The sequence below is a fragment of the Hydrogenobacter subterraneus genome (assembly GCF_055390195.1).
Window position 1 is genome coordinate 73,022 of sequence record NZ_AP042473.1, and the last position, 19,601, is coordinate 92,622.

A 19,601-nucleotide genomic window follows, 5' to 3' on the forward strand; every position below is an offset into this window, starting at 1 on the left:
AATGGAAGAGTTTAAATGGTACGCTTTGCAGGTTGAGGCTGGAAAGGAGGCCACGGCAAGAGAGAACCTTTTGAAGGTTTTGGAGCTGGAAGGACTTCTCCATCAGGTAGAGGATGTGGTGGTGCCTGCAGAGGAAAAGGTGGTTATTAAAACCATGGGAAAGGAAAAATATAGGCTATCTTTGCGTGGAAACAACAGAGATATAAGCGTGCTTGGCAAAAAGGGTGTGACCACCTTTAGGATAGAAAACGGAGAGGTTAAGGTAGTAGAAAGTGTAGAAGGAGACTTATGTGTGGAAGCTCCGCCCATATCCAAACCCGGGCAGAAGATAACCTGCAAGGAAAACAAAACTGAGGCAAAGATAATATTGGAGTCAAAGATGTTTCCCGGCTATCTCCTTATAAAGGCTATAATGAACGATGCCCTTATGCGTGCCATAGAAAAGACCCCTCACGTTTATAAGCCCGTATTGGTAGGTGGGAAGGTTGCGCCCCTTGATGAAAAGGAAGTGGAAAGGATAATAGCCTTTGTTAAGAAGGGTGTAAAGCCTGTCCGAATTCTCTTTGAGAAGGGCGACCAGGTTAGGGTAATAGAAGGACCCTTTATGAACTTTACTGGAACGGTAGAAGAAGTACATCCAGAAAAAGAAAAGGTAGTTGTGCTTGTTAGCATATTTGGAAGGTTAACGCCTGTAGAATTAGACTATTCTCAAGTGGAGAAGTTATAAAGGAGGCATAAGATGAAGAAGGTAACAGCCAAGGTTGAGCTTATGTTGCCAGCTCAACAGGCAACGCCTGCTCCACCTGTAGGACCTGCCCTTGGTCAGCATGGTGTAAACATAATGGAATTCGTAAAGCAGTTTAACGCAGCCAGCAAGGACTTTGAACCTGGCACTGTGGTGCCTGTGGTTATAACCATATACCAAGACAGGAGCTTTAGTTTTATACTCAAAACTCCACCTGTGTCTTACCTTCTAAAGAAAGCGGCCAAGGTCCAAAAGGGTTCATCCGACCCCAAAAGGCAAAAGGTAGGGAAGGTAACTCTTCAACAGGTAGAAGAGATAGCCAAAATGAAGATAAAAGATATGAACACAAGGGATATAAAGGCAGCCATTAGGCAGATTGTAGGTACTGCCAGAAGCATGGGTATAGAAGTAGAAGGATGGAAGGAGTAAGGCCATGGAAAGAGGTAAAAGGTACAAAAAGTGTTTGGAGCTATACGATAGGAACAGCCTTTATAGCGTAGAAAGTGCTGTAGAAATCCTAAAAAAGCTCCATCAAGAATGTGGTCCAAAGTTTGACCAAACGGTGGAGCTTGCCATGAGGCTGGGTGTGGACCCCAAGTATGCGGACCAGATGGTAAGGGGTTCGGTAGTCTTGCCTCACGGGCTTGGTAGAGAGCTAAAGGTGCTTGTGCTTGCCGAAGGCGAATACCAAAAGATAGCAAAGGAAGCAGGAGCGGATTATGTGGGCGGTGAGGACCTCATAAACAAGATAGCAAAGGAAGAGTGGGTAGACTATGACGTGGTTATAGCCACACCGGAGATAATGCCCAAAGTGGCAAAGCTTGGTAAGATATTGGGTCCAAAGGGTCTAATGCCCAATCCAAAGACGGGAACGGTAACCACAAACCTAAAGCAAGCCATAGAGGAAGCCAAAAAGGGAAGGGTTGAGTTTAGGGTAGACAAGACAGGAAACGTGCATATGCCCGTGGGCAAAATATCCTTTGATAACCAAAAGCTAATTGAGAACATCTACACAGCCATAGACGCGGTAGTAAAGGCAAAGCCACCAGGCGCCAAAGGTCAATATGTAAAAGGCATAAGCCTTAGCCTAACTATGAGCCCCTCTGTAAAGGTGGATGTATCCACCACACTAAGAAGACTCCAGGAACTGGTAGCCTAAGGGAGGTTTGTTATGAGAAAGAGTTGGGAAAGAAAGGGACAGATAATAAACAGCTACAAAGAAAGGATAAACAGGTCAAGCCTTGTTATATTCTTTGATTTTACAGGCATAGATGCACAGGCTATAACAAAGCTTAGGGCCGATGTAAAGGATGCAGAAGGTGAGATGCTTGTAGGTAAGAATACCCTCTTTTATAGGGCCTTTATGGACACGGTTATGTCGGACCACAGAGAGGTACTTACTGGTCCCACAGCCCTTTTCTTTGCCTACGGAGACCCTGTAAAGATCGCCAAAATAGTATTTGACTTTGTAAAGGAGATAGACAAAGAAAAGCCTCTTTCTAAAATAAAGGGTGGCTTTATGCAAGGCAGGTTTTTAAAACCTGCAGAGGTTCAAGCTCTTGCAGAACTACCACCAAAAGAGGTGCTGATCTCCAAGCTTATGGGTGCCATTCAAGGCCCAATTTACGCCCTTGTTATGGCTCTCAAATCTGCACCTCAAAAGCTTGTGCTTACATTAAAAGCTATAGAAGAGAAGAAATCTTAAAAAGGAGGTATAAAGATGGCAACACTTACCATTGACGAAATTGTAGAGGCCATAGGCAACATGACCCTTCTTGAGGTCTCCGAGCTTGTAAAGAAGCTGGAGGAAAAGTTTGGCGTTTCTGCAGCCATGGTGGCTGCAGCACCTGCAGCAGTGGCTGGAGCGCCCGCAGCCGGAGCGCCTGCAGCAGAAGAGAAGACAGAGTTTGACGTAATCCTCAAGTCCGCCGGTGCCAACAAGATAAACGTGATAAAGGTTGTAAGGGAGATCACAGGCCTTGGTCTAAAAGAGGCTAAGGACCTTGTGGAAGGCGCTCCAAAGCCAGTAAAGGAAGGAGTATCCAAGGAAGAGGCAGAAAAGATAGCTGCAAAGCTAAAGGAGGCTGGCGCAGAAGTAGAAATAAAGTGAAGGCATGCTTATAAAACTTCGTGGGCTTCCTACCCCCTGTGCATACAGGGGGTATTTTGTTTTTATAGCTTGACAAATGACCATAAATGGTATACAATTACAAGTTTATGCAAATCACATAAATTAAGTGAGGGTTGAAAGCATGAGGAAAAATATACCCTTGCCAAGAAAGTTCTTTGGTAGAAGGGAAGAGTTTATCAGTCCGCCTCACCTACTATTCCTACCTAAGGAATCCTTTGAATCCTTTTTACAATTCCATGTAAAGCCTCAAGAGAGAGAAAAGAAGGGCTTGGAGTATGTTTTATCTACTTCTTTTCCTTTCAAAGACCCCGATGAAAAAATAGTGGTGGAATACTTGGGCTATGAGGTGGGAGATTGGGAATGTAATAAGTGTGGATATAAGGCCTATACGGACCAAAGCTTTTTGGCTGGCTATGGTGTCAATTGTCCTAAGTGCGGAACCCTTTTAGTGCATAGGGAAAAATACACAGAAGAGGAATGTAAAATAAAAGGCTTCACCTACGCCGTGCCTCTAAGGGTTATGGTAAGGCTAAGGACGAAGACCAAAAAGGGTGAAAAGGTGGGCGAGCCAAAGAAGGTTTACTTTGGCGAAGTGCCTATGATGACCAAAACAGGCTCCTTTATCATAAACGGAAGCGAAAGGATAGTGGTAAGCCAGCTTATAAGGTCTCCCGGTGTATTCTTTGAAGAAAAGGAAGAGCGTCAAAAGGAAACAACCATTATAAGAATGATATACAGGGCCAGCATTATACCAGACAAAGGCCCAAGGGTTGAGTTTGAACTATCCAGCACCACCGATGTGCTATCCTCCAGAATAGATAGAAAGAAAGTAGGCTCCACCTTTATACTCAGAGCCCTTGGCTTGGAAACGGCCTACGATATACTAAAGCACTTCTACCCAGATACAAGGGCCTTTTTCTCGCAAGATGGTAGGATTTTTGATAGAGAAACTGGTGAAGAGTATAGACTTGAGGACCTTGAAAGCTTTTATATCTTTGCCATATTGCGCTATAAGGCAAAGATAGAAGAAAAAGGCATTGAAGAGGAGATAATTGAAGAAAGATATATAGAGGACCTGGAACAATTAGAAAGACTGCTAAAGGATGATAGGATAAAGATAGACCTCATATCAGCCGTTCCAAAGGAAAGTGCAGTAAAAAGCCCCTACGGAAAGATCATCATAGAAACGCTTATCTCAGAAACGGCTCCAAAAGACCAAGATAAGAAAAGCCCTCTTAAAATACCCGCCAGGTTTACTCTTAGGGACTATGCCCTTGTGGATATATACAAAAAACTAAGGGCTGTTGAGCCTATGGTTATGGAATTGGAACATCTTATAAGCAGGGCAAGGTCCCACTTTGACCTTTACTTTAAGGACCTAACCAGGTATGACCTTTCCAAGGTAGGAAGGGTAAAGCTCAACGCCAAGGTCCACAGGATTCCAAAGGAGCTAAAGCCCGCAGACATTGAAAGGTTATCCCAGCTTCCACCCCTTGCCCTTGCTGAGGATGTGGATGGCTTTAAGGCTGGTACCCTACTTACAAAGGAAATACTCTCTGAAATATTCAAGAGTAGGGAGTCCGTTAAAGTTAAGGACTATACGGAGGGTGAGGCAAGGTTTTTGAGCGCCCTTGACCTGGTGAACACGATTAAGTATTTGATAAACCTAAGGTATGGAAGGGAGAAAAAGGACGACATTGCCTACTTGGGCAACAGGAGGATAAGGGCTGTAGGAGAGCTTTTGGAAAACCAGGCTCGCATAGGCATAGCCCGTATGGAAAAGTTCTTCAGAGACAGATGCACAGTGGCAAACCCAGAGGACCCCAACCTAAAGGCACAGGACCTTTTAAACCCAAGGTATTTGACAAGCGCCCTCTATGAGTTCTTAAAGGGTGGTATGCTTTCTCAGTATTTGGATAACACTAACCCACTTTCCGCACTCACCCACAAAAGAAGGCTTTCTGCCCTTGGTCCCGGAGGTCTAACAAGGGAAAGCGCCAAGTTTGAAATAAGGGACGTGCATCCATCTCACTACGGAAGGATATGTCCCATAGAAACGCCTGAAGGTCAAAACATAGGATTGGTTACCTCTCTAACCGTTTACGCCCAAACCAACGAGTATGGCTTTATAGTAACACCATACAGAAAAGTAGAAAATGGTAAGGTTACAGATAAGGTGGAATATTTAGCCGCATACGAGGAGGAAAACTACGTAATAGCTCAATACACGCCCACCGATGAAGAAGGCAACATACTCAGCGACAGGGTTTATGCAAGGTATAAAAATGACATACAGATAGTTAGGTCCCAGCAGGTTCACTATATGGATGTATCTCCAAGACAGGTTATATCTGTATCGGCCTCTCTCATACCCTTCCTTGAACACGACGACGCCAACAGGGCTTTGATGGGTTCCAACATGCAAAGGCAGGCAGTTCCCCTCATGTTTACCTCCTCACCCCTCGTTGGCACTGGAATGGAAAGGAAGGTGGCCTCTGATAGTGGTGCGGTTGTCTTTGCAAAGAGGGGTGGTGTGGTGGAAGAGGTTGATTCAAAGAGGATAATAGTAAGGGTTAACCCAGAGGAGATAAACCTCGCAGACCCAACGGACATAGGGATTGATATATATGAGCTTAAAAAGTTTGAGAGAACAAACCAGAATACCTGTATAAACCAAAGACCCTTGGTGGTAAAAGGACAGGAAGTCAAAAAGGGAGACCTCTTGGCCGATGGCCAATCCACCGAAAGGGGTGAGCTTGCCCTTGGAAAGGATGTTTTGGTAGCCTTCATGCCTTGGAGGGGCTATAACTTTGAGGACGCAATAGTCATATCCGAAAGGCTTGTAAAAGAGGATGTTTATACATCCATACACATAGAAGAGCTTGAAGTAGAAGCAAGGGAAACCAAGATAGGCAATGAGGAGATAACCCGTCAAATACCGGGAGTGCCCGAAAGGGCCCTCTCTCACCTTGATGAGTTCGGCATTGTAAAGCTTGGCACCTATGTTAAACCTGGAGACATACTGGTAGGAAAGGTCACTCCCAAGGGAGAAGCCCAGCTAACACCAGAGGAAAAGCTACTCCAGGCCATATTCGGTGAAAAGTCAAGGGATGTGAAGGACTCCTCTTTGAGATGTCCACCTGGCGTGGAAGGAGTGGTGGTGGATGTTAAGGTCTTTGTGAGAAAGACGGGAGAAAGGAGAAACTACTTGGCAGAGCATGTGGAAAGGATGGAAAGGGAGGAGCTTGAAAGGGAGCTTGAGAAGAAGAAAAAACTCATAGTGGAAGGTAGAAACAGAGTTATCAAGAGCCTTGTGCTTGGAAGGAAGCTGGATAAGGAAGTAACGGTCAAGAAAAAGGTTTACAAGCAGGGAAGTGTGATTGACGAGCAAACCTTTGAAGCACTCCTTAACTACATAATAACCAAGCCGGAGAACTTCTTTGAGGATGAAGAGCTATGCCAGAAGATAAACGATATAAGGGAAAGGACCAGGTTCCAGGTGGATATGCTCTCAAAGATATATGAGGAAAGAATGGAATCCATTGGCAAAAAGAGCGAGCTACCACCGGGCGTGAACACTCTTGTTAAGGTGTATATAGCCCAAAAGAGAAAGATAAAAGTGGGCGATAAGATGGCTGGTAGGCACGGAAATAAGGGTGTGATCTCTGTGGTGCTTCCTGTGGAAGATATGCCCTTCCTTGAGGATGGCACACCGGTAGATATTGTGCTTAACCCACTTGGCGTTCCATCACGTATGAACGTAGGACAGATACTTGAAACCCACCTGGGCTGGGCTTCAAAGGAACTCGGCAAAAGATTGAAGGAGCTTTTGGAGGATGAGGCGGACAAACAGGAAATATTGGAGTTCCTCAAGCAGATATACGCCGTAGGCGATATAAAGGGTGAAAACCAAAAGTATATAGAAGAGTTTCTAAACAGCCTGGATGAAGAAAGCTTTAAAGAGGTTGTAAGCCTTTACGCAGAGAAGGGCATACCTATGGCAACTCCCGCCTTTGAAGGAGCCAGCGAAGAACACATAAAGGAGCTTTTAAGAATGGCTGGGCTTCCGGAAGATGGCAAAACGGTGCTATACGATGGCAGGACTGGAGAACCCTTTGATATGAGGGTGACCGTAGGATACATGCACATGCTCAAGCTCATACACATGGTAGATGATAAGATACACGCAAGAAGCACAGGTCCTTACTCCTTGGTTACACAACAACCCCTTGGTGGAAGGGCACAGTTTGGAGGCCAAAGGCTTGGAGAGATGGAAGTGTGGGCATTGGAAGCCCATGGTGCGGCACACACTCTCCAAGAGATGCTCACCGTCAAGTCCGACGACATAGAGGGAAGGACAAGGGTTTATGAATCTATCGTTAAGGGTAAATACATCTACCAGCCCGGAATACCAGAATCCTTTAGGGTTCTTGTGCGTGAGCTTAAAGCTCTTTGCCTTGATGTAAGGTGTGAAAACGGGGCTAACATGCCCTGCGACCAGGTAGAAATTGAGGAGGAGCAATCATGAAGAAAGGGCTTTTACCCTTTGAAAGAATAAAACTTATGCTTGCCTCTCCGGAGGAGATAAGAAGCTGGAGCTATGGGGAGGTAAAAAAGCCAGAGACAATAAACTACAGGACACACAAACCTGAAAAGGATGGACTCTTCTGTGCAAAGATCTTTGGTCCCATAAAGGATTATGAGTGCCTTTGTGGAAAGTATAGGGGTAAGCGCTTTGAAGGAACTATATGCGACCGTTGTGGTGTAGAGGTGACAAGGTCCTACGTAAGGCGTCAAAGGTTTGGGCATATAGAACTTGCAGCGCCAGTGGCCCACATATGGTTTTTGAAAAGCACCCCATCCAAGATAGCCACCCTTATGGGACTTTCTGTCAGGGACGTAGAAAGGGTAATATACTTTGAATCCTACTTAGTCATAGAATATCCAATGGATGAGGAGGAAGAAAAAGCCTTTAGGGAACAGGAAGATACCATCCCTCTAAGGGATGAAATGGGCAACGTCAAGTTTGTTAAGCTCCATGTGGTAGATGAGGACACATACAATGCAGAGTTCGCCATAAACCTTGAGCATAAGTATGAAGGAGGGATGGGTGCGGAGATAATAAAGAAGGTTTTGGCTTCTTTGGACCTGGAAACCTACGCCAAAAAGCTAAGAGAAGAGGTAAAGCCCTATAGTCTTGGATACGAGGACCTCTCAGAAGAGCTTTATAACAAATACAAAAAGCTCTATGAACGTATGATAAGGGTTTTGGTGGAGGACTTTAGCCTCTATGGTGTGGATATAAAGGTGCCAGAGGGCATGAGCTTAGCGGACGCCCTACATGGAATAATATGCAACAAGTTATATCTAAACGTAGATACCGGAGAATTATCAGAAGAAGCCCTTGAAGGCTATCAAACGGGCAAAGAAGCCATACAAGCCTACTACGAAAGGCTACGTCAGAAAAAGAAAGACCTGCCTGTCTTTGAGAAGATAAAGGCAGATATTAGAAACGCAGTGCTAAAGGAAGTATCAGAGACAAAGGTCAAAAAGCTTCTCAGAGTGCTAAAGCTTGTAGAAGACTTTATAAATAGTGGAAACAGGCCCGAGTGGATGATTATAGAAGTGCTTCCTGTATTGCCCCCAGAGCTTAGGCCCCTTGTGGCCCTTGATGGCGGTAGGTTTGCTACCTCAGACCTCAACGACCTCTATAGAAGGATAATAAACAGGAACAACAGGCTAAAGAGGCTTATAGAGCTGGATGCTCCGGAGATCATCATAAGGAACGAAAAGAGGATGCTCCAAGAGGTGGTATCCGCCCTCATAGACAATGGCAAACGTGGAAGGGTGGTAACCCAAAACGGAAGGCCGTTAAAGTCCCTATCGGACTATCTACGTGGTAAGCAAGGAAGGTTTAGGCAGAACCTACTTGGAAAGAGGGTGGACTATTCTGGAAGGTCTGTTATAGTGGTAGGTCCCGAGCTTAAGATGCATCAATGTGGCCTTCCAAGGATAATGGCCCTTGAACTATTCAAGCCCTTTGTCTATAGAAGATTGGAAGAAAAAGGCTATGCCACTTCCATAAAGAACGCCAAAAAGCTTGTAGAGCAAAAAACGCCAGAAGTTTGGGAATGCTTGGAAGAGGTGGTCAAACAGCATCCAGTTCTTCTCAACCGTGCGCCAACCCTTCATAGGATGTCCATACAGGCCTTTGAGCCTGTGCTTGTAGATGGAAAGGCTATACAGCTTCACCCCTTGGTCTGTCCACCCTTTAACGCGGACTTTGACGGAGACCAAATGGCCGTGCATGTGCCACTGGGAATAACTGCACAGCTTGAGGCCTACATCCTTATGCTCTCCACCCAAAACATACTCTCACCAGCCCACGGAAAGCCTATCACCATGCCCTCCCAAGATATGATATTGGGAGTTTATTACATAACACAAGAGCTTCCCAATGTAAAGGGAGAGGGCAAGCTATTTTTCAGCAGGGATGAGGTCCTACTTGCCCTTGAAAATAAGAAAGTTGACATACACGCCCGTATAAAGCTAAGGCTTGAAGATGGAAAGCTTATAGAGACCACGCCGGGAAGAGTGCTATTCAACAGCATACTTCCAGAGGGTTATCCCTTTGTAAACGAGCCTATGGATAAGAAAAAGATATCCAAGCTCATAGCCAACATATACAACAAATACGGTGTGGAAAGGACTGCAAAATTCCTTGACGACCTAAAGGAGCTTGGTTTTAACCTGGCAACAAAGGCAGCCGTTTCCATAGGCATAGAGGACCTACAAATACCAAAGGTTAAAAAGGACATATTACTGCAAGCCTTTGAGCAAACGGATGAAATAGCAGAGCTTCACAGGAATGGTATAATCACGGCCAAGGAAAGGTATAACAGGATCATAGACCTTTGGTCCGAGATAACGGACAAGGTATCCAAGGCTATGTTTGATGAGATAGAAAAGAGCGAGAGGAAGGAAGGGGACAAAACATACACGGGCATATTCAACCCCATATACATGATGGCAAACTCTGGAGCCCGTGGAAACAGGGACCAGATAAGACAGCTCGCAGCCATGAGAGGCCTCATGGCAAAGCACACGGGCGAGTTTATAGAAACGCCCATAGTTTCCAACTTCAGAGAAGGTCTTTCTGTGCTTGAATACTTCATATCCACCTACGGAGCAAGGAAAGGTCTTGCGGACACTGCTCTAAAGACAGCCTTTGCAGGATACCTTACAAGAAGGCTTGTGGATGTGGCCCAAGACATTACCATAGTGGAAAAAGACTGCGGCACCTACAAGGGTATAGTTATGGAGCCTATTGTGGAGGGTGGAGAAGAGAAGGTATCTCTCAAAGAAAGGATAATAGGAAGGACCTTGGCGGAGGATGTGATAGACCCATACACGGGCGAGGTTATAGCCCAAAGAAATCAAATAGTAGATGAAGCCCTTGCGGACAAGATAGTGCATGCTGGTATAGAAAGGGTTGTGGTAAGGTCGCCACTTACCTGTGAGTCCCAGTATGGCATATGTGCCATGTGCTACGGATGGGATCTATCACAGAGGAAGCTTGTGGATATAGGAGAGGCCGTTGGTATTATAGCTGCCCAGTCCATAGGAGAGCCCGGAACACAGCTCACCATGAGAACCTTCCACATAGGTGGTGCGGCTGTGGCGGAAAGGGTAAAGGGTGAGCTTTCCAATGAGACGGCAGGAAAGGTAAAGTACTACAACATAAAGCTTATAACCAACAGAGAAGGGAAGAAGATAAACATATCCAAGGATGGTGCCATAGGCATTCTGGATAAGGAAGGCAGGATGGTAGAACGCCACGCAGTGCCTTACGGTGCCAGCATACTGGTAGAAGAAGGCAAAGAAGTCCAAGAAAACACCATACTGGCAGAATGGGACCCATTCAACACCTTTATCATAGCCGAAGAGCCCGGAAGGGTAGAGTTTAAAGACATAGCCCTTGACATAACGGTTAAGGAAGAAAGAGACCCGCTTACCGGTAAGACTTCCACCATAGTATCCTTCACAAGGCCCAAAGATGCCATGCTCCACACACCAAAGATAGTGGTCCATACGGAGGATGGAAGAGAGGTATCTTACGACCTTCCAGTCAACTCCATCATAAACATACCAGCGGATAAGATCAGCTTTGAATGGATGGTTTGCCCCACTTGCAGTGAATCGGAAGGCACGGAGATACAGCACAAATACTACGTGGTAAAAGACTACTTTGTCCAACCGGGAGACATACTGGCACGCATACCAAAAGAAATGGCAAAGGTGCGTGATATAGTGGGTGGTCTCCCAAGGGTTGAGGAGCTTTTTGAAGCAAGGAGGCCAAAGAATCCTGCCATACTTACAGAAATAGATGGTACGGTGAGAATCTTTGAGGATGCGGACGAGGTCATAGTCTTTAATCCAAAAACTGGCGAGACAAGGAAGTATGACATAAAGAAGGATGAATACATACTTGTAAGCCACGGACAGTATATTCAAAAGGGTGCAAACATAACGGAAAGCATAAAGGCAGAGGTGGAAGGACAGGTAAGGATTAAGGGTAAGGGTTATAGGGTTGTGGTCTATAACAAGGAAACTGGGCTACAAAAAGAGTACTTTGTGCCAAAAGGCAAACACCTGCTTGTGAAGAATGGAGATACAGTAAAAGCTGGAGACCCGCTTACCGATGGAACGCCCGTGCCAGAGGAGATATTAAGGATAAAAGGCATGGAAGAACTCCAAAAGTTCCTGCTTAAAGAGGTTCAAATGGTATACAGGCTCCAGGGTGTGGATATAAACGACAAACACTTTGAGATAATCATACGTCAGATGTTAAGGCGCAGGCGCATAGTGGACCCAGGAGATAGCAGGTTCTTAGTAAACGAGGAGGTTGAAATAGAAGAGCTTCAAAAAGAGATAGAAAGGATAAGGGAAGAAGGAGGCAAAATACCAAAGGCAGAGCCCATATTGGTTGGAATATCAAAGGCAGCTTTAACTTCCAGAAGCTGGATATCGGCCGCTTCTTTCCAAGAGACCACAAAGGTGCTTACCGATGCTGCCTGCGAAGGTAAGGTGGATGACCTAAGGGGTATAAAGGAGAACGTTATTATAGGAAACCTCATACCTGCAGGAACGGGCTTGGGAGAGTATACGGAAGTGGAAGTGATAGAAGAAGAGAAGGCAAAAGTATTCAAAGATATGCTATAATAAATAGCTTAGGAGGTTTTAAGGTATGCCTACCATAAACCAGCTTGTAAAGTACGGTAGGGAAAAGAAGAAGAAGAAGAGTAAGGCACCCGCCCTACAGGGCAACCCTCAAAAGAGGGGAGTCTGCGTTAGGGTATATACAGTAACCCCCAAAAAACCAAACTCCGCCCTTAGGAAGGTTGCCAGGGTAAGGCTCTCAAACGGCATAGAGGTAACTGCCTACATACCCGGAGAGGGCCACAACCTTCAAGAACACTCCTTAGTGCTTGTAAGGGGCGGAAGGGTCAAGGACCTGCCGGGTGTAAGATATAAGGTTATAAGAGGCGCTCTTGACGCCGCTGGCGTTGCCAACAGAAGACAGTCCAGGTCCAAGTATGGTACAAAGAGGCCAAAGGCTGGCCAACAAGCACAGGCAAAGGGAGGTAAGAAGTAATGCCAAGAAAGGGACCAGTTCCTCCAAGAGAGATACTTCCAGACCCTAAATACGGCGATGTAATAGTGCATAAGCTTATAAACAAGGTAATGAAGGATGGTAAAAAATCGGTAGCCGAATGGATAGTCTATACAGCCCTTGAATCTGCTGCAAAGGAAGTTAATATGCATCCAGTGGAACTGCTACATAAAGTGGTGGAAAAGCTAAAACCCGAGTTTGAGGTGCGCCCCAGAAGGGTAGGTGGTGCCACCTATCAGGTGCCCGTAGAAGTACCACCAAGAAGACAGATAAGCTTGGCTCTCAAGTGGCTGGTTGAGGCAGCAAGAGAAAGGGCAAGGCACAGAGGAAGCTATACCATGGTGGAAAGGCTAAAGGCGGAGATGCTTGATGTTCTTCAGGATAAGGGTGGCGCCATAAAGAGGAAGGAAGATACCCACAAGATGGCAGAAGCTAATAAAGTTTTTGCCCACTTTAGATGGTAAGGAGGATACCATGCCAAGATTAGTACCAATAGAAAGGCTAAGAAATATAGGAATAGTTGCCCACATAGACGCTGGAAAGACCACCACCACAGAAAGGATACTGTATTACACAGGAAAAACCTATAAAATAGGCGAAGTGCATGAAGGCGCTGCCACTATGGACTGGATGCCTCAAGAAAGGGAAAGGGGTATAACCATCACAGCTGCAACCACTGCCTGCTACTGGAAGGACCATCAGATAAACATAATAGACACACCAGGACACGTGGACTTCTCTGTGGAAGTGGTTCGTTCTATGAAGGTTTTGGATGGAATAATCTTCATCTTCTCCGCGGTGGAAGGCGTTCAGCCCCAATCGGAGGCAAACTGGAGGTGGGCAGACAGGTTTGGTGTTCCAAGAATAGCCTTTATTAATAAGCTGGATAGGTTGGGTGCAGACTTTTATAGGGTTTTTAACGAGATTGAAAAGAAATTAAGCATAAAGCCAGTGGCCATTCAAATACCCATAGGCGCGGAAGATAACTTTAAGGGTGTGGTAGACCTAATGGAAATGAAGGCCATCATATGGCTTGAAGAAACCTTGGGGGCAAGGTATGAGATAGTAGATATTCCAGAGGAGTATGTGGATAAGGCTCAGGAATGGCATGCCAAGATGGTAGAAGCCATAGTGGAAAAGGATGACGAGCTTATGATGAGATACTTAGAAGGCGAAGAGATCCCCAAGGAGGACCTAAAAAGGGTATTGAGGAAGGCTACTATAAACAAAGAGCTTGTGCCTGTTTTGTGTGGTTCGGCTTTCAAAAACAAAGGAGTCCAACCCCTTCTTGATGCTGTAATTGACTACCTACCATCTCCCCTGGACGTGCCACCAGTGCGTGGTATAAATCCAAAAACAGGACAAGAAGAAGAAAGGAAGCCTCTTGATGATGAACCCTTCTGTGCTTATGTCTTTAAGGTTATGAGCGACCCCTATGCAGGCCAGCTTACCTACTTTAGGGTTTTCTCTGGTAAAGTCACTGCTGGCTCTTATGTGTATAACGCCACAAAGGACAAGAAGGAAAGGATTGGAAGGCTTCTTCTTATGCATGCCAACTCAAGGGAAGATGTGCAAGAGGCTGCAGCTGGTGAAATAGTGGCAGCTGTGGGTGTAGACGCAGCTACTGGAGATACTCTTTGCGATGAAAAATATCCCATACTCCTTGAAAAGCTTGAATTCCCCGAGCCAGTTATATCCATGGCCATAGAGCCAAAGACCAAAAAGGACCAAGAAAAGCTTTCACAAGTGCTAAACAAGTTTATGAAAGAAGACCCAACCTTCAAGGCCAGCGTGGACCCAGAAACTGGGCAGACCCTCATCCACGGTATGGGAGAGCTTCACCTTGAGATCATAGTGGACAGGATGAAAAGGGAATACGGCATAGAAGTGAATGTGGGCAAGCCTCAGGTGGCCTATAAGGAAACCATAAAGGGTAAGGCTGTAGCAGAAGGTAAGTTTATTCGTCAGACAGGTGGTAGAGGTCAATATGGACACGTGGTAATTGAAGTAGAACCCTTAGAAAGAGGTCAAGGTTTTGTTTTTGAAAACGCCATAGTAGGTGGAGTAATACCAAAAGAGTTCATACCAGCAGTAGAAGAAGGTGTAAAAGAAGCAATGCAAAACGGCGTTTTGGCGGGCTATCCTGTGGTGGATGTAAAGGTCAAACTCTTTGACGGTTCTTACCACGAAGTTGACTCATCAGAAATGGCCTTTAAGATAGCAGGTTCTATGGCCTTTAAAGAGGCCGCCAAAAAGGCAGGGCTTGTGCTACTTGAACCCATAATGGAAGTGGAAGTGGAAACACCAGAAGATTACGTGGGAGATGTGATAGGAGACCTCAACTCAAGAAGGGGAAGAATAGTAGGCATGGAAAACAAAGGAGTCATAACGGCTATAAAGGCTTATGTGCCTCTTGCTGAGATGTTTGGTTATGCTACCACACTTAGGAGCTTGACACAAGGAAGAGGAACATTTATAATGAAATTTTCCCATTATGATGAAGTTCCCCAGCATATAGCGGAACAGATAATAGGGGAACGCATGGCAACAGCAAAATAAGGAGGTAAGCAATGGCAAAGGAGAAGTTTGTAAGAGAGAAGGAACACGTTAACGTAGGAACCATAGGACACGTTGACCATGGCAAGTCCACATTGACCTCTGCCATCACATGCGTTTTGGCCGCAGGCGTTATGCCAGGAGGCAAGGCCAAGTGCATGAAATACGAAGAGATTGACAAAGCACCAGAAGAGAAGGAAAGAGGTATAACCATAAACATCACTCACGTGGAGTATGAGACACCCAAAAGGCACTATGCCCACGTGGACTGTCCGGGACACGCGGACTACATAAAGAACATGATAACTGGCGCAGCCCAGATGGACGGCGCCATACTTGTAGTATCTGCGGCGGATGGTCCCATGCCACAGACGAGGGAACACGTGCTATTGGCACGCCAGGTTAATGTGCCATACATAGTAGTCTTTATGAACAAGTGTGATATGGTAGATGACCCAGAGCTTCTTGACCTTGTGGAGCTTGAAGTAAGAGAACTCTTGAATAAGTATGAATTTCCTGGGGATGATGTACCTGTGATTAGAGGCTCTGCTCTTGGAGCATTACAAGAACTTGAGGCAGGCAAGCCGGACAAGTGGTGCAATGCGATAGTACAACTTTTAGAAGCTTTGGATACATACATACCCACACCACAGAGGGAAGCGGACAAGCCCTTCCTAATGCCCATAGAGGACGTATTTACCATATCTGGCCGTGGAACAGTTGTAACAGGCAGAGTAGAGAGGGGCGTGCTAAGGCCTGGAGAGGAAGTAGAGATAGTAGGGCTAAGGGAGGAGCCACTAAAGACAGTAGCCACATCCATAGAGATGTTTAGGAAGATACTAGACGAGGCATTACCTGGTGATAACATAGGCGTGCTATTGAGGGGAGTAGGAAAGGATGACGTGGAGAGGGGGCAAGTATTGGCGAAACCTGGTACAGTGAAGCCCCACAAGAGGTTTAGGGCGCAGGTATATGTGCTGAGCAAGGAAGAAGGAGGAAGGCACACACCTTTCTTTGTTAATTACAGGCCACAGTTTTACTTTAGGACTGCTGACGTGACAGGTACGGTGGTAAAACTTCCCGAGGGGCAGGAGATGGTAATGCCTGGAGATAATGTGGAGCTTGAGGTAGAACTTGTCAAGCCTGTGGCTATGGAAGAAGGTCTTAGGTTTGCTATAAGGGAAGGTGGAAGGACTGTTGGTGCAGGCGTTGTTACAAAAATCATTGAATGAGGTGTAAGGGATGGAGCAGGAACTCATAAGGATAAAGCTAAGGTCTTATGACCACAGGCTCCTTGACCAGTATGTAAAGCAGATCATAGATACGGTTAAAAGGACTGGTGGCGTGGTAAGGGGGCCAATCCCCCTTCCCGTCCGCAAAAGAAGATGGGTAGTGCTAAGGTCTCCTCACAAGTTTGACCAATCCAGAGAACACTTTGAAATAAGGGAACACAGAAGGATACTTGATATAACAAGGGCCACATCACAAACCATAGAATCTTTGAGAGACCTTACACTGCCAGCAGGCGTGGATGTAGAGTTAATAATCGGGAGATAGCCATGGCGATAGGTCTTATTGGTAAAAAGATAGGAATGACAAGGGTGTTCCTAAGGGATGGCACTGCCGTGCCAGCAACCCTTATAGAGATAAGGCCAAATTACATAACGGCCATAAGGACAAAGGAAAGGGATGGCTACACAGCCATCCAAGTGGGTGCCTTTGAAGACAAAGAAAAGCACCTTACAAAGCCTCAATTGGGCCATCTCAAAAAATGCGGAAAGATACTCAGAAAGCTCAAAGAGTTTAGGGTAGATTCGGTAGAAGGCTTTGAAGTAGGGCAGGAATTAAGGGTTGAAGCCGTATTCCAACCGGGCGACCTGGTGGATGTGGTAGGCAGAAGCAAAGGAAGAGGCTTTGCGGGAACTATGAAAAGATGGGACTTTGGTGGTTTTCCCAAGTCCCACGGACACAGATACCACAGGGCTGTTGGTTCCATAGGAAACAGGTCGGACCCAGGAAGGGTATGGAAAGGTAAAAGGATGGCAGGCCATTGGGGAAATGAACCTATAAGAGTTCAGTCCCTTTTGGTTCTTGATGTTCTACCAGAGCATAACGCTCTTTTGGTGAAGGGTTCTGTTCCGGGACCCAACGGCGGAATAGTCTTTGTGGAGAAGAGTAGGATAGCCAACAGAAAGTCCCAAAGGCTTAAGCTCAATAGAATAAAGCCTATGGTAGATAACCTCATTAAAGAGGTGGCAAAGGATGAAAGTGCTTGAAGTAGTACTAAAACCAGAAGTATTTGGAGTAGAAGTAAATAGACACCTTTTGTGGGAAGTGGTAAAATGGCAGCTTGCCAGCAGAAGGCAAGGAACCCACAGCACAAAAACAAGAGGTGAAGTAGCATACAGCGGTAGAAAGCTCCTTCCCCAGAAGGGAACGGGCAATGCCAGACACGGCGACAGAGGAGCCAACATTTTTGTGGGCGGTGGAGTGGCCCACGGTCCAAAACCAAGGGATTACTACTACAGCCTGCCAAAGAAGGTAAGAAAGCTTGGGCTTAAGATGGCTCTTAGCCTAAAGGCAAAGGAAAATAACCTCCTTGTGGTAGATGACATACAGATAGGCGATGTTCCTAAGACAAAAAAGGCCCTTGAAATACTAAAGGAGCTAAACATAGACAAGGATAAGGTGCTTGTAGTTGTACCTCAAAAGGATGAGGTAATATACAAATCCTTTAGGAACCTGCCCAAGGTTAGCGTGTTGCCAGTAGAAGGCCTAAACGTTTATTCAATCCTATGGGCCGATAAGGTGCTTATGACAGCCCAAGCCCTTGAAAAAGTCTATGAGAGGTTGGCATCATGAGAAGGCCTGAGGAAATAATTATAAGACCCATAATTACAGAAAAGAGCAACAGGCTTATGGAGGACTACAAAAAGTATACCTTTGAAGTGGCCATTGACGCCACAAAACACGAGATAAAGCACGCAATAGAAAAGCTCTTTGGTGTAAAGGTTCTAAAGGTAAACACTATGATAGTAAAGCCAAGGAAAAAGAGGGTTATAGGCAAGTTTAGAAGGTATGGTTATACAAGGGCCTACAAAAAGGCCATAGTGACCATACCCCCAGATAAGGAAATAGACCTTACAGGAGTGTAAGCATGGGTGTGAGAAAGCTAAAACCAGTAACTAACGGCCAAAGGCATGCCATACTTTACGACTTTTCCGAGATAACAAAGAGTGAGCCGGAAAAATCTCTCCTTGTATATCACCATAGGGCAAAGGGAAGGTCAAGGCAACAAGGAAAGATAACCTCAAGAGGTAGAGGTGGTGGCAATAAAAGGCGCTATAGGCTAATAGACTTTAAAAGAGACAAAAGCCTTGTGCCAGCAAAGGTGGTAGCCATTGAGTATGACCCCAACAGGTCTGCACGCATAGCTTTGCTTCATTATGCAGATGGAGAAAAGAGGTATATACTCTGGCCAGAAGGCCTTAAGGTTGGAGATACGGTCCTCTCCATATCCTATGAAGATGCTGAAGCAGGCAAAGAACTGCCAGAGATAAAGGTAGGCAACGCTTTACCTCTAAAATACATCCCGGTGGGTACGATCGTTCACAACGTAGAACTACATCCTGGAAAAGGTGGCCAAATAGCCAGGGCTGCTGGTATGTCTGCTCAAATATTGGGTAAGGTAGGCGATTACGTACAACTCAGAATGCCCTCCGGTGAAATAAGGCTTGTGCATCAAAGGTGTATGGCTACCGTAGGTGCAGTGGGCCTTGCCGAACATGAGCTTGTAAAGTATGGAAAAGCTGGAAGGCGTAGATGGCTTGGTTGGAGGCCTATAACAAGAGGTACGGCTATGAACCCAGTGGACCATCCCCATGGTGGTGGTGAAGGAAAAACCAAAGGAAAGCACCCAGAATCACCTTGGGGTTGGAAGACAAAAGGTTATAAGACCAGAAGAGGCAAAAAGTACTCTGACAAGTTCATCCTTGTTTCAAGGAAGGGTAAGCCTCTCAAAGGAGGTGTCAAATAATGGGTTTTAAAGGTGCGTGGAACAAAAGGAATAAGCTTATAGAGGACCTTGATGCCTTTTTAAAGCTTTACAAAAAGACTCAGAGGATATACAAAAAAGTACGTGCAGTGCAACATATACCAGAGCTTTATCAAAAGGCCCTTGAAAAGTACCAACAGGTATGGGATGAATACAGGAAGATTGTGAATAAAAAGGCCTGGGTGGACCCAAAGCTATGGGCCACCATTAGGAAAATGAACCAAACAGGCGATAGGAAGGTGGTAAAAACATACAGCAGGGATACAACCATAATACCCGAGTTTGTGGGACACACAATAGCAGTCCATAATGGGAAAACCTTTGTGCCTGTTTATATAACTTCGGATATGGTAGGGCATAAGCTTGGTGAGTTTGCCCCAACCAGAACCTTTAAAGGACACCCAGACAAGTCAGCAAAGGCTACAAAGAAAAAGTGAGGTGT

General features: G+C 45.6%; 17 protein-coding genes. All 17 read left to right on the forward strand.

Annotated features, from left to right (window positions below):
- The first annotated feature begins 1 nt into the window (after position 1).
- The 17 genes from nusG to rpsS all read left to right on the forward strand — a co-directional run bounded on the left by nusG (position 2) and on the right by rpsS (position 19,596).
- On the forward strand, positions 2 to 727 hold the full coding sequence (nusG, locus tag ACZ5GB_RS00450) for a transcription termination/antitermination protein NusG (RefSeq protein WP_464327021.1): 726 nt from the start codon (positions 2 to 4) through the stop codon (positions 725 to 727).
- Positions 728 to 739: 12 nt separating this feature from the next.
- Positions 740 to 1,174: a 50S ribosomal protein L11 gene (gene rplK, locus ACZ5GB_RS00455; RefSeq protein ID WP_464327022.1), complete on the forward strand. Its 435-nt coding sequence runs from the start codon at positions 740 to 742 to the stop codon at positions 1,172 to 1,174.
- A gap of 4 nt (positions 1,175 to 1,178) precedes the next feature.
- A complete protein-coding gene (rplA, locus tag ACZ5GB_RS00460) occupies positions 1,179 to 1,904 on the forward strand; it encodes a 50S ribosomal protein L1 (protein ID WP_464327023.1) in 726 nt (241 codons plus the stop codon).
- Positions 1,905 to 1,916: 12 nt separating this feature from the next.
- Positions 1,917 to 2,450: a 50S ribosomal protein L10 gene (rplJ, locus tag ACZ5GB_RS00465; protein WP_464327024.1), complete on the forward strand. Its 534-nt coding sequence runs from the start codon at positions 1,917 to 1,919 to the stop codon at positions 2,448 to 2,450.
- A gap of 15 nt (positions 2,451 to 2,465) precedes the next feature.
- The gene (gene rplL / locus ACZ5GB_RS00470) at positions 2,466 to 2,855 is read left to right on the forward strand and encodes a 50S ribosomal protein L7/L12 (protein WP_464327025.1); all 390 of its coding nucleotides are present in this window, start codon (positions 2,466 to 2,468) and stop codon (positions 2,853 to 2,855) included.
- A 142-nt stretch (positions 2,856 to 2,997) separates the two neighbouring features.
- Complete coding sequence (rpoB, locus tag ACZ5GB_RS00475) at positions 2,998 to 7,404, forward strand: DNA-directed RNA polymerase subunit beta (protein ID WP_464327026.1); 4,407 nt, start codon at positions 2,998 to 3,000, stop codon at positions 7,402 to 7,404.
- Entirely contained in the window at positions 7,401 to 12,098 is a 4,698-nt protein-coding gene (gene rpoC, locus ACZ5GB_RS00480) for a DNA-directed RNA polymerase subunit beta' (RefSeq protein ID WP_464327027.1), read from the forward strand. Before rpoB ends, rpoC begins: the two co-directional genes overlap by 4 nt.
- Before the next feature lie 25 nt (positions 12,099 to 12,123).
- On the forward strand, positions 12,124 to 12,531 hold the full coding sequence (rpsL, locus tag ACZ5GB_RS00485; RefSeq protein ID WP_464327028.1) for a 30S ribosomal protein S12: 408 nt from the start codon (positions 12,124 to 12,126) through the stop codon (positions 12,529 to 12,531).
- Positions 12,531 to 13,013, forward strand: a complete 483-nt coding sequence (gene rpsG / locus ACZ5GB_RS00490; RefSeq protein ID WP_464327029.1) for a 30S ribosomal protein S7 — start codon at positions 12,531 to 12,533, stop codon at positions 13,011 to 13,013. The genes rpsL and rpsG overlap by 1 nt, the downstream gene beginning before the upstream one ends.
- A gap of 10 nt (positions 13,014 to 13,023) precedes the next feature.
- The gene (fusA, locus tag ACZ5GB_RS00495; RefSeq protein WP_464327030.1) at positions 13,024 to 15,108 is read left to right on the forward strand and encodes an elongation factor G; all 2,085 of its coding nucleotides are present in this window, start codon (positions 13,024 to 13,026) and stop codon (positions 15,106 to 15,108) included.
- 11 nt (positions 15,109 to 15,119) lie between these two features.
- A complete protein-coding gene (gene tuf, locus ACZ5GB_RS00500) occupies positions 15,120 to 16,337 on the forward strand; it encodes an elongation factor Tu (protein WP_464327018.1) in 1,218 nt (405 codons plus the stop codon).
- Between the two features lie 10 nt (positions 16,338 to 16,347).
- Positions 16,348 to 16,662 carry a 30S ribosomal protein S10 gene (gene rpsJ / locus ACZ5GB_RS00505; RefSeq protein ID WP_464327031.1) on the forward strand — a complete coding sequence of 105 codons (315 nt, stop codon included), beginning with the start codon at positions 16,348 to 16,350 and terminating at the stop codon, positions 16,660 to 16,662.
- A gap of 2 nt (positions 16,663 to 16,664) precedes the next feature.
- The gene (gene rplC / locus ACZ5GB_RS00510; RefSeq protein WP_464327032.1) at positions 16,665 to 17,381 is read left to right on the forward strand and encodes a 50S ribosomal protein L3; all 717 of its coding nucleotides are present in this window, start codon (positions 16,665 to 16,667) and stop codon (positions 17,379 to 17,381) included.
- On the forward strand, positions 17,368 to 17,967 hold the full coding sequence (gene rplD, locus ACZ5GB_RS00515) for a 50S ribosomal protein L4 (protein ID WP_464327033.1): 600 nt from the start codon (positions 17,368 to 17,370) through the stop codon (positions 17,965 to 17,967). Before rplC ends, rplD begins: the two co-directional genes overlap by 14 nt.
- Complete coding sequence (gene rplW / locus ACZ5GB_RS00520) at positions 17,964 to 18,260, forward strand: 50S ribosomal protein L23 (protein ID WP_464327034.1); 297 nt, start codon at positions 17,964 to 17,966, stop codon at positions 18,258 to 18,260. Before rplD ends, rplW begins: the two co-directional genes overlap by 4 nt.
- A gap of 2 nt (positions 18,261 to 18,262) precedes the next feature.
- On the forward strand, positions 18,263 to 19,141 hold the full coding sequence (gene rplB, locus ACZ5GB_RS00525) for a 50S ribosomal protein L2 (RefSeq protein ID WP_464327035.1): 879 nt from the start codon (positions 18,263 to 18,265) through the stop codon (positions 19,139 to 19,141).
- Positions 19,142 to 19,257: 116 nt separating this feature from the next.
- Positions 19,258 to 19,596 carry a 30S ribosomal protein S19 gene (gene rpsS, locus ACZ5GB_RS00530; RefSeq protein ID WP_464327837.1) on the forward strand — a complete coding sequence of 113 codons (339 nt, stop codon included), beginning with the start codon at positions 19,258 to 19,260 and terminating at the stop codon, positions 19,594 to 19,596.
- The last annotated feature ends 5 nt before the right edge of the window (positions 19,597 to 19,601 follow it).

What these genes read in the sequence shown, in the direction of transcription:
- nusG (WP_464327021.1), top strand. Translation starts at nt 2, where the DNA reads ATGGAAGAGTTTAAATGGTACGCTTTGCAGGTTGAGGCTGGAAAGGAG.
- rplK (WP_464327022.1), top strand. Translation starts at nt 740, where the DNA reads ATGAAGAAGGTAACAGCCAAGGTTGAGCTTATGTTGCCAGCTCAACAG.
- rplA (WP_464327023.1), top strand. Translation starts at nt 1,179, where the DNA reads ATGGAAAGAGGTAAAAGGTACAAAAAGTGTTTGGAGCTATACGATAGG.
- rplJ (WP_464327024.1), top strand. Translation starts at nt 1,917, where the DNA reads ATGAGAAAGAGTTGGGAAAGAAAGGGACAGATAATAAACAGCTACAAA.
- rplL (WP_464327025.1), top strand. Translation starts at nt 2,466, where the DNA reads ATGGCAACACTTACCATTGACGAAATTGTAGAGGCCATAGGCAACATG.
- rpoB (WP_464327026.1), top strand. Translation starts at nt 2,998, where the DNA reads ATGAGGAAAAATATACCCTTGCCAAGAAAGTTCTTTGGTAGAAGGGAA.
- rpoC (WP_464327027.1), top strand. Translation starts at nt 7,401, where the DNA reads ATGAAGAAAGGGCTTTTACCCTTTGAAAGAATAAAACTTATGCTTGCC.
- rpsL (WP_464327028.1), top strand. Translation starts at nt 12,124, where the DNA reads ATGCCTACCATAAACCAGCTTGTAAAGTACGGTAGGGAAAAGAAGAAG.
- rpsG (WP_464327029.1), top strand. Translation starts at nt 12,531, where the DNA reads ATGCCAAGAAAGGGACCAGTTCCTCCAAGAGAGATACTTCCAGACCCT.
- fusA (WP_464327030.1), top strand. Translation starts at nt 13,024, where the DNA reads ATGCCAAGATTAGTACCAATAGAAAGGCTAAGAAATATAGGAATAGTT.
- tuf (WP_464327018.1), top strand. Translation starts at nt 15,120, where the DNA reads ATGGCAAAGGAGAAGTTTGTAAGAGAGAAGGAACACGTTAACGTAGGA.
- rpsJ (WP_464327031.1), top strand. Translation starts at nt 16,348, where the DNA reads ATGGAGCAGGAACTCATAAGGATAAAGCTAAGGTCTTATGACCACAGG.
- rplC (WP_464327032.1), top strand. Translation starts at nt 16,665, where the DNA reads ATGGCGATAGGTCTTATTGGTAAAAAGATAGGAATGACAAGGGTGTTC.
- rplD (WP_464327033.1), top strand. Translation starts at nt 17,368, where the DNA reads ATGAAAGTGCTTGAAGTAGTACTAAAACCAGAAGTATTTGGAGTAGAA.
- rplW (WP_464327034.1), top strand. Translation starts at nt 17,964, where the DNA reads ATGAGAAGGCCTGAGGAAATAATTATAAGACCCATAATTACAGAAAAG.
- rplB (WP_464327035.1), top strand. Translation starts at nt 18,263, where the DNA reads ATGGGTGTGAGAAAGCTAAAACCAGTAACTAACGGCCAAAGGCATGCC.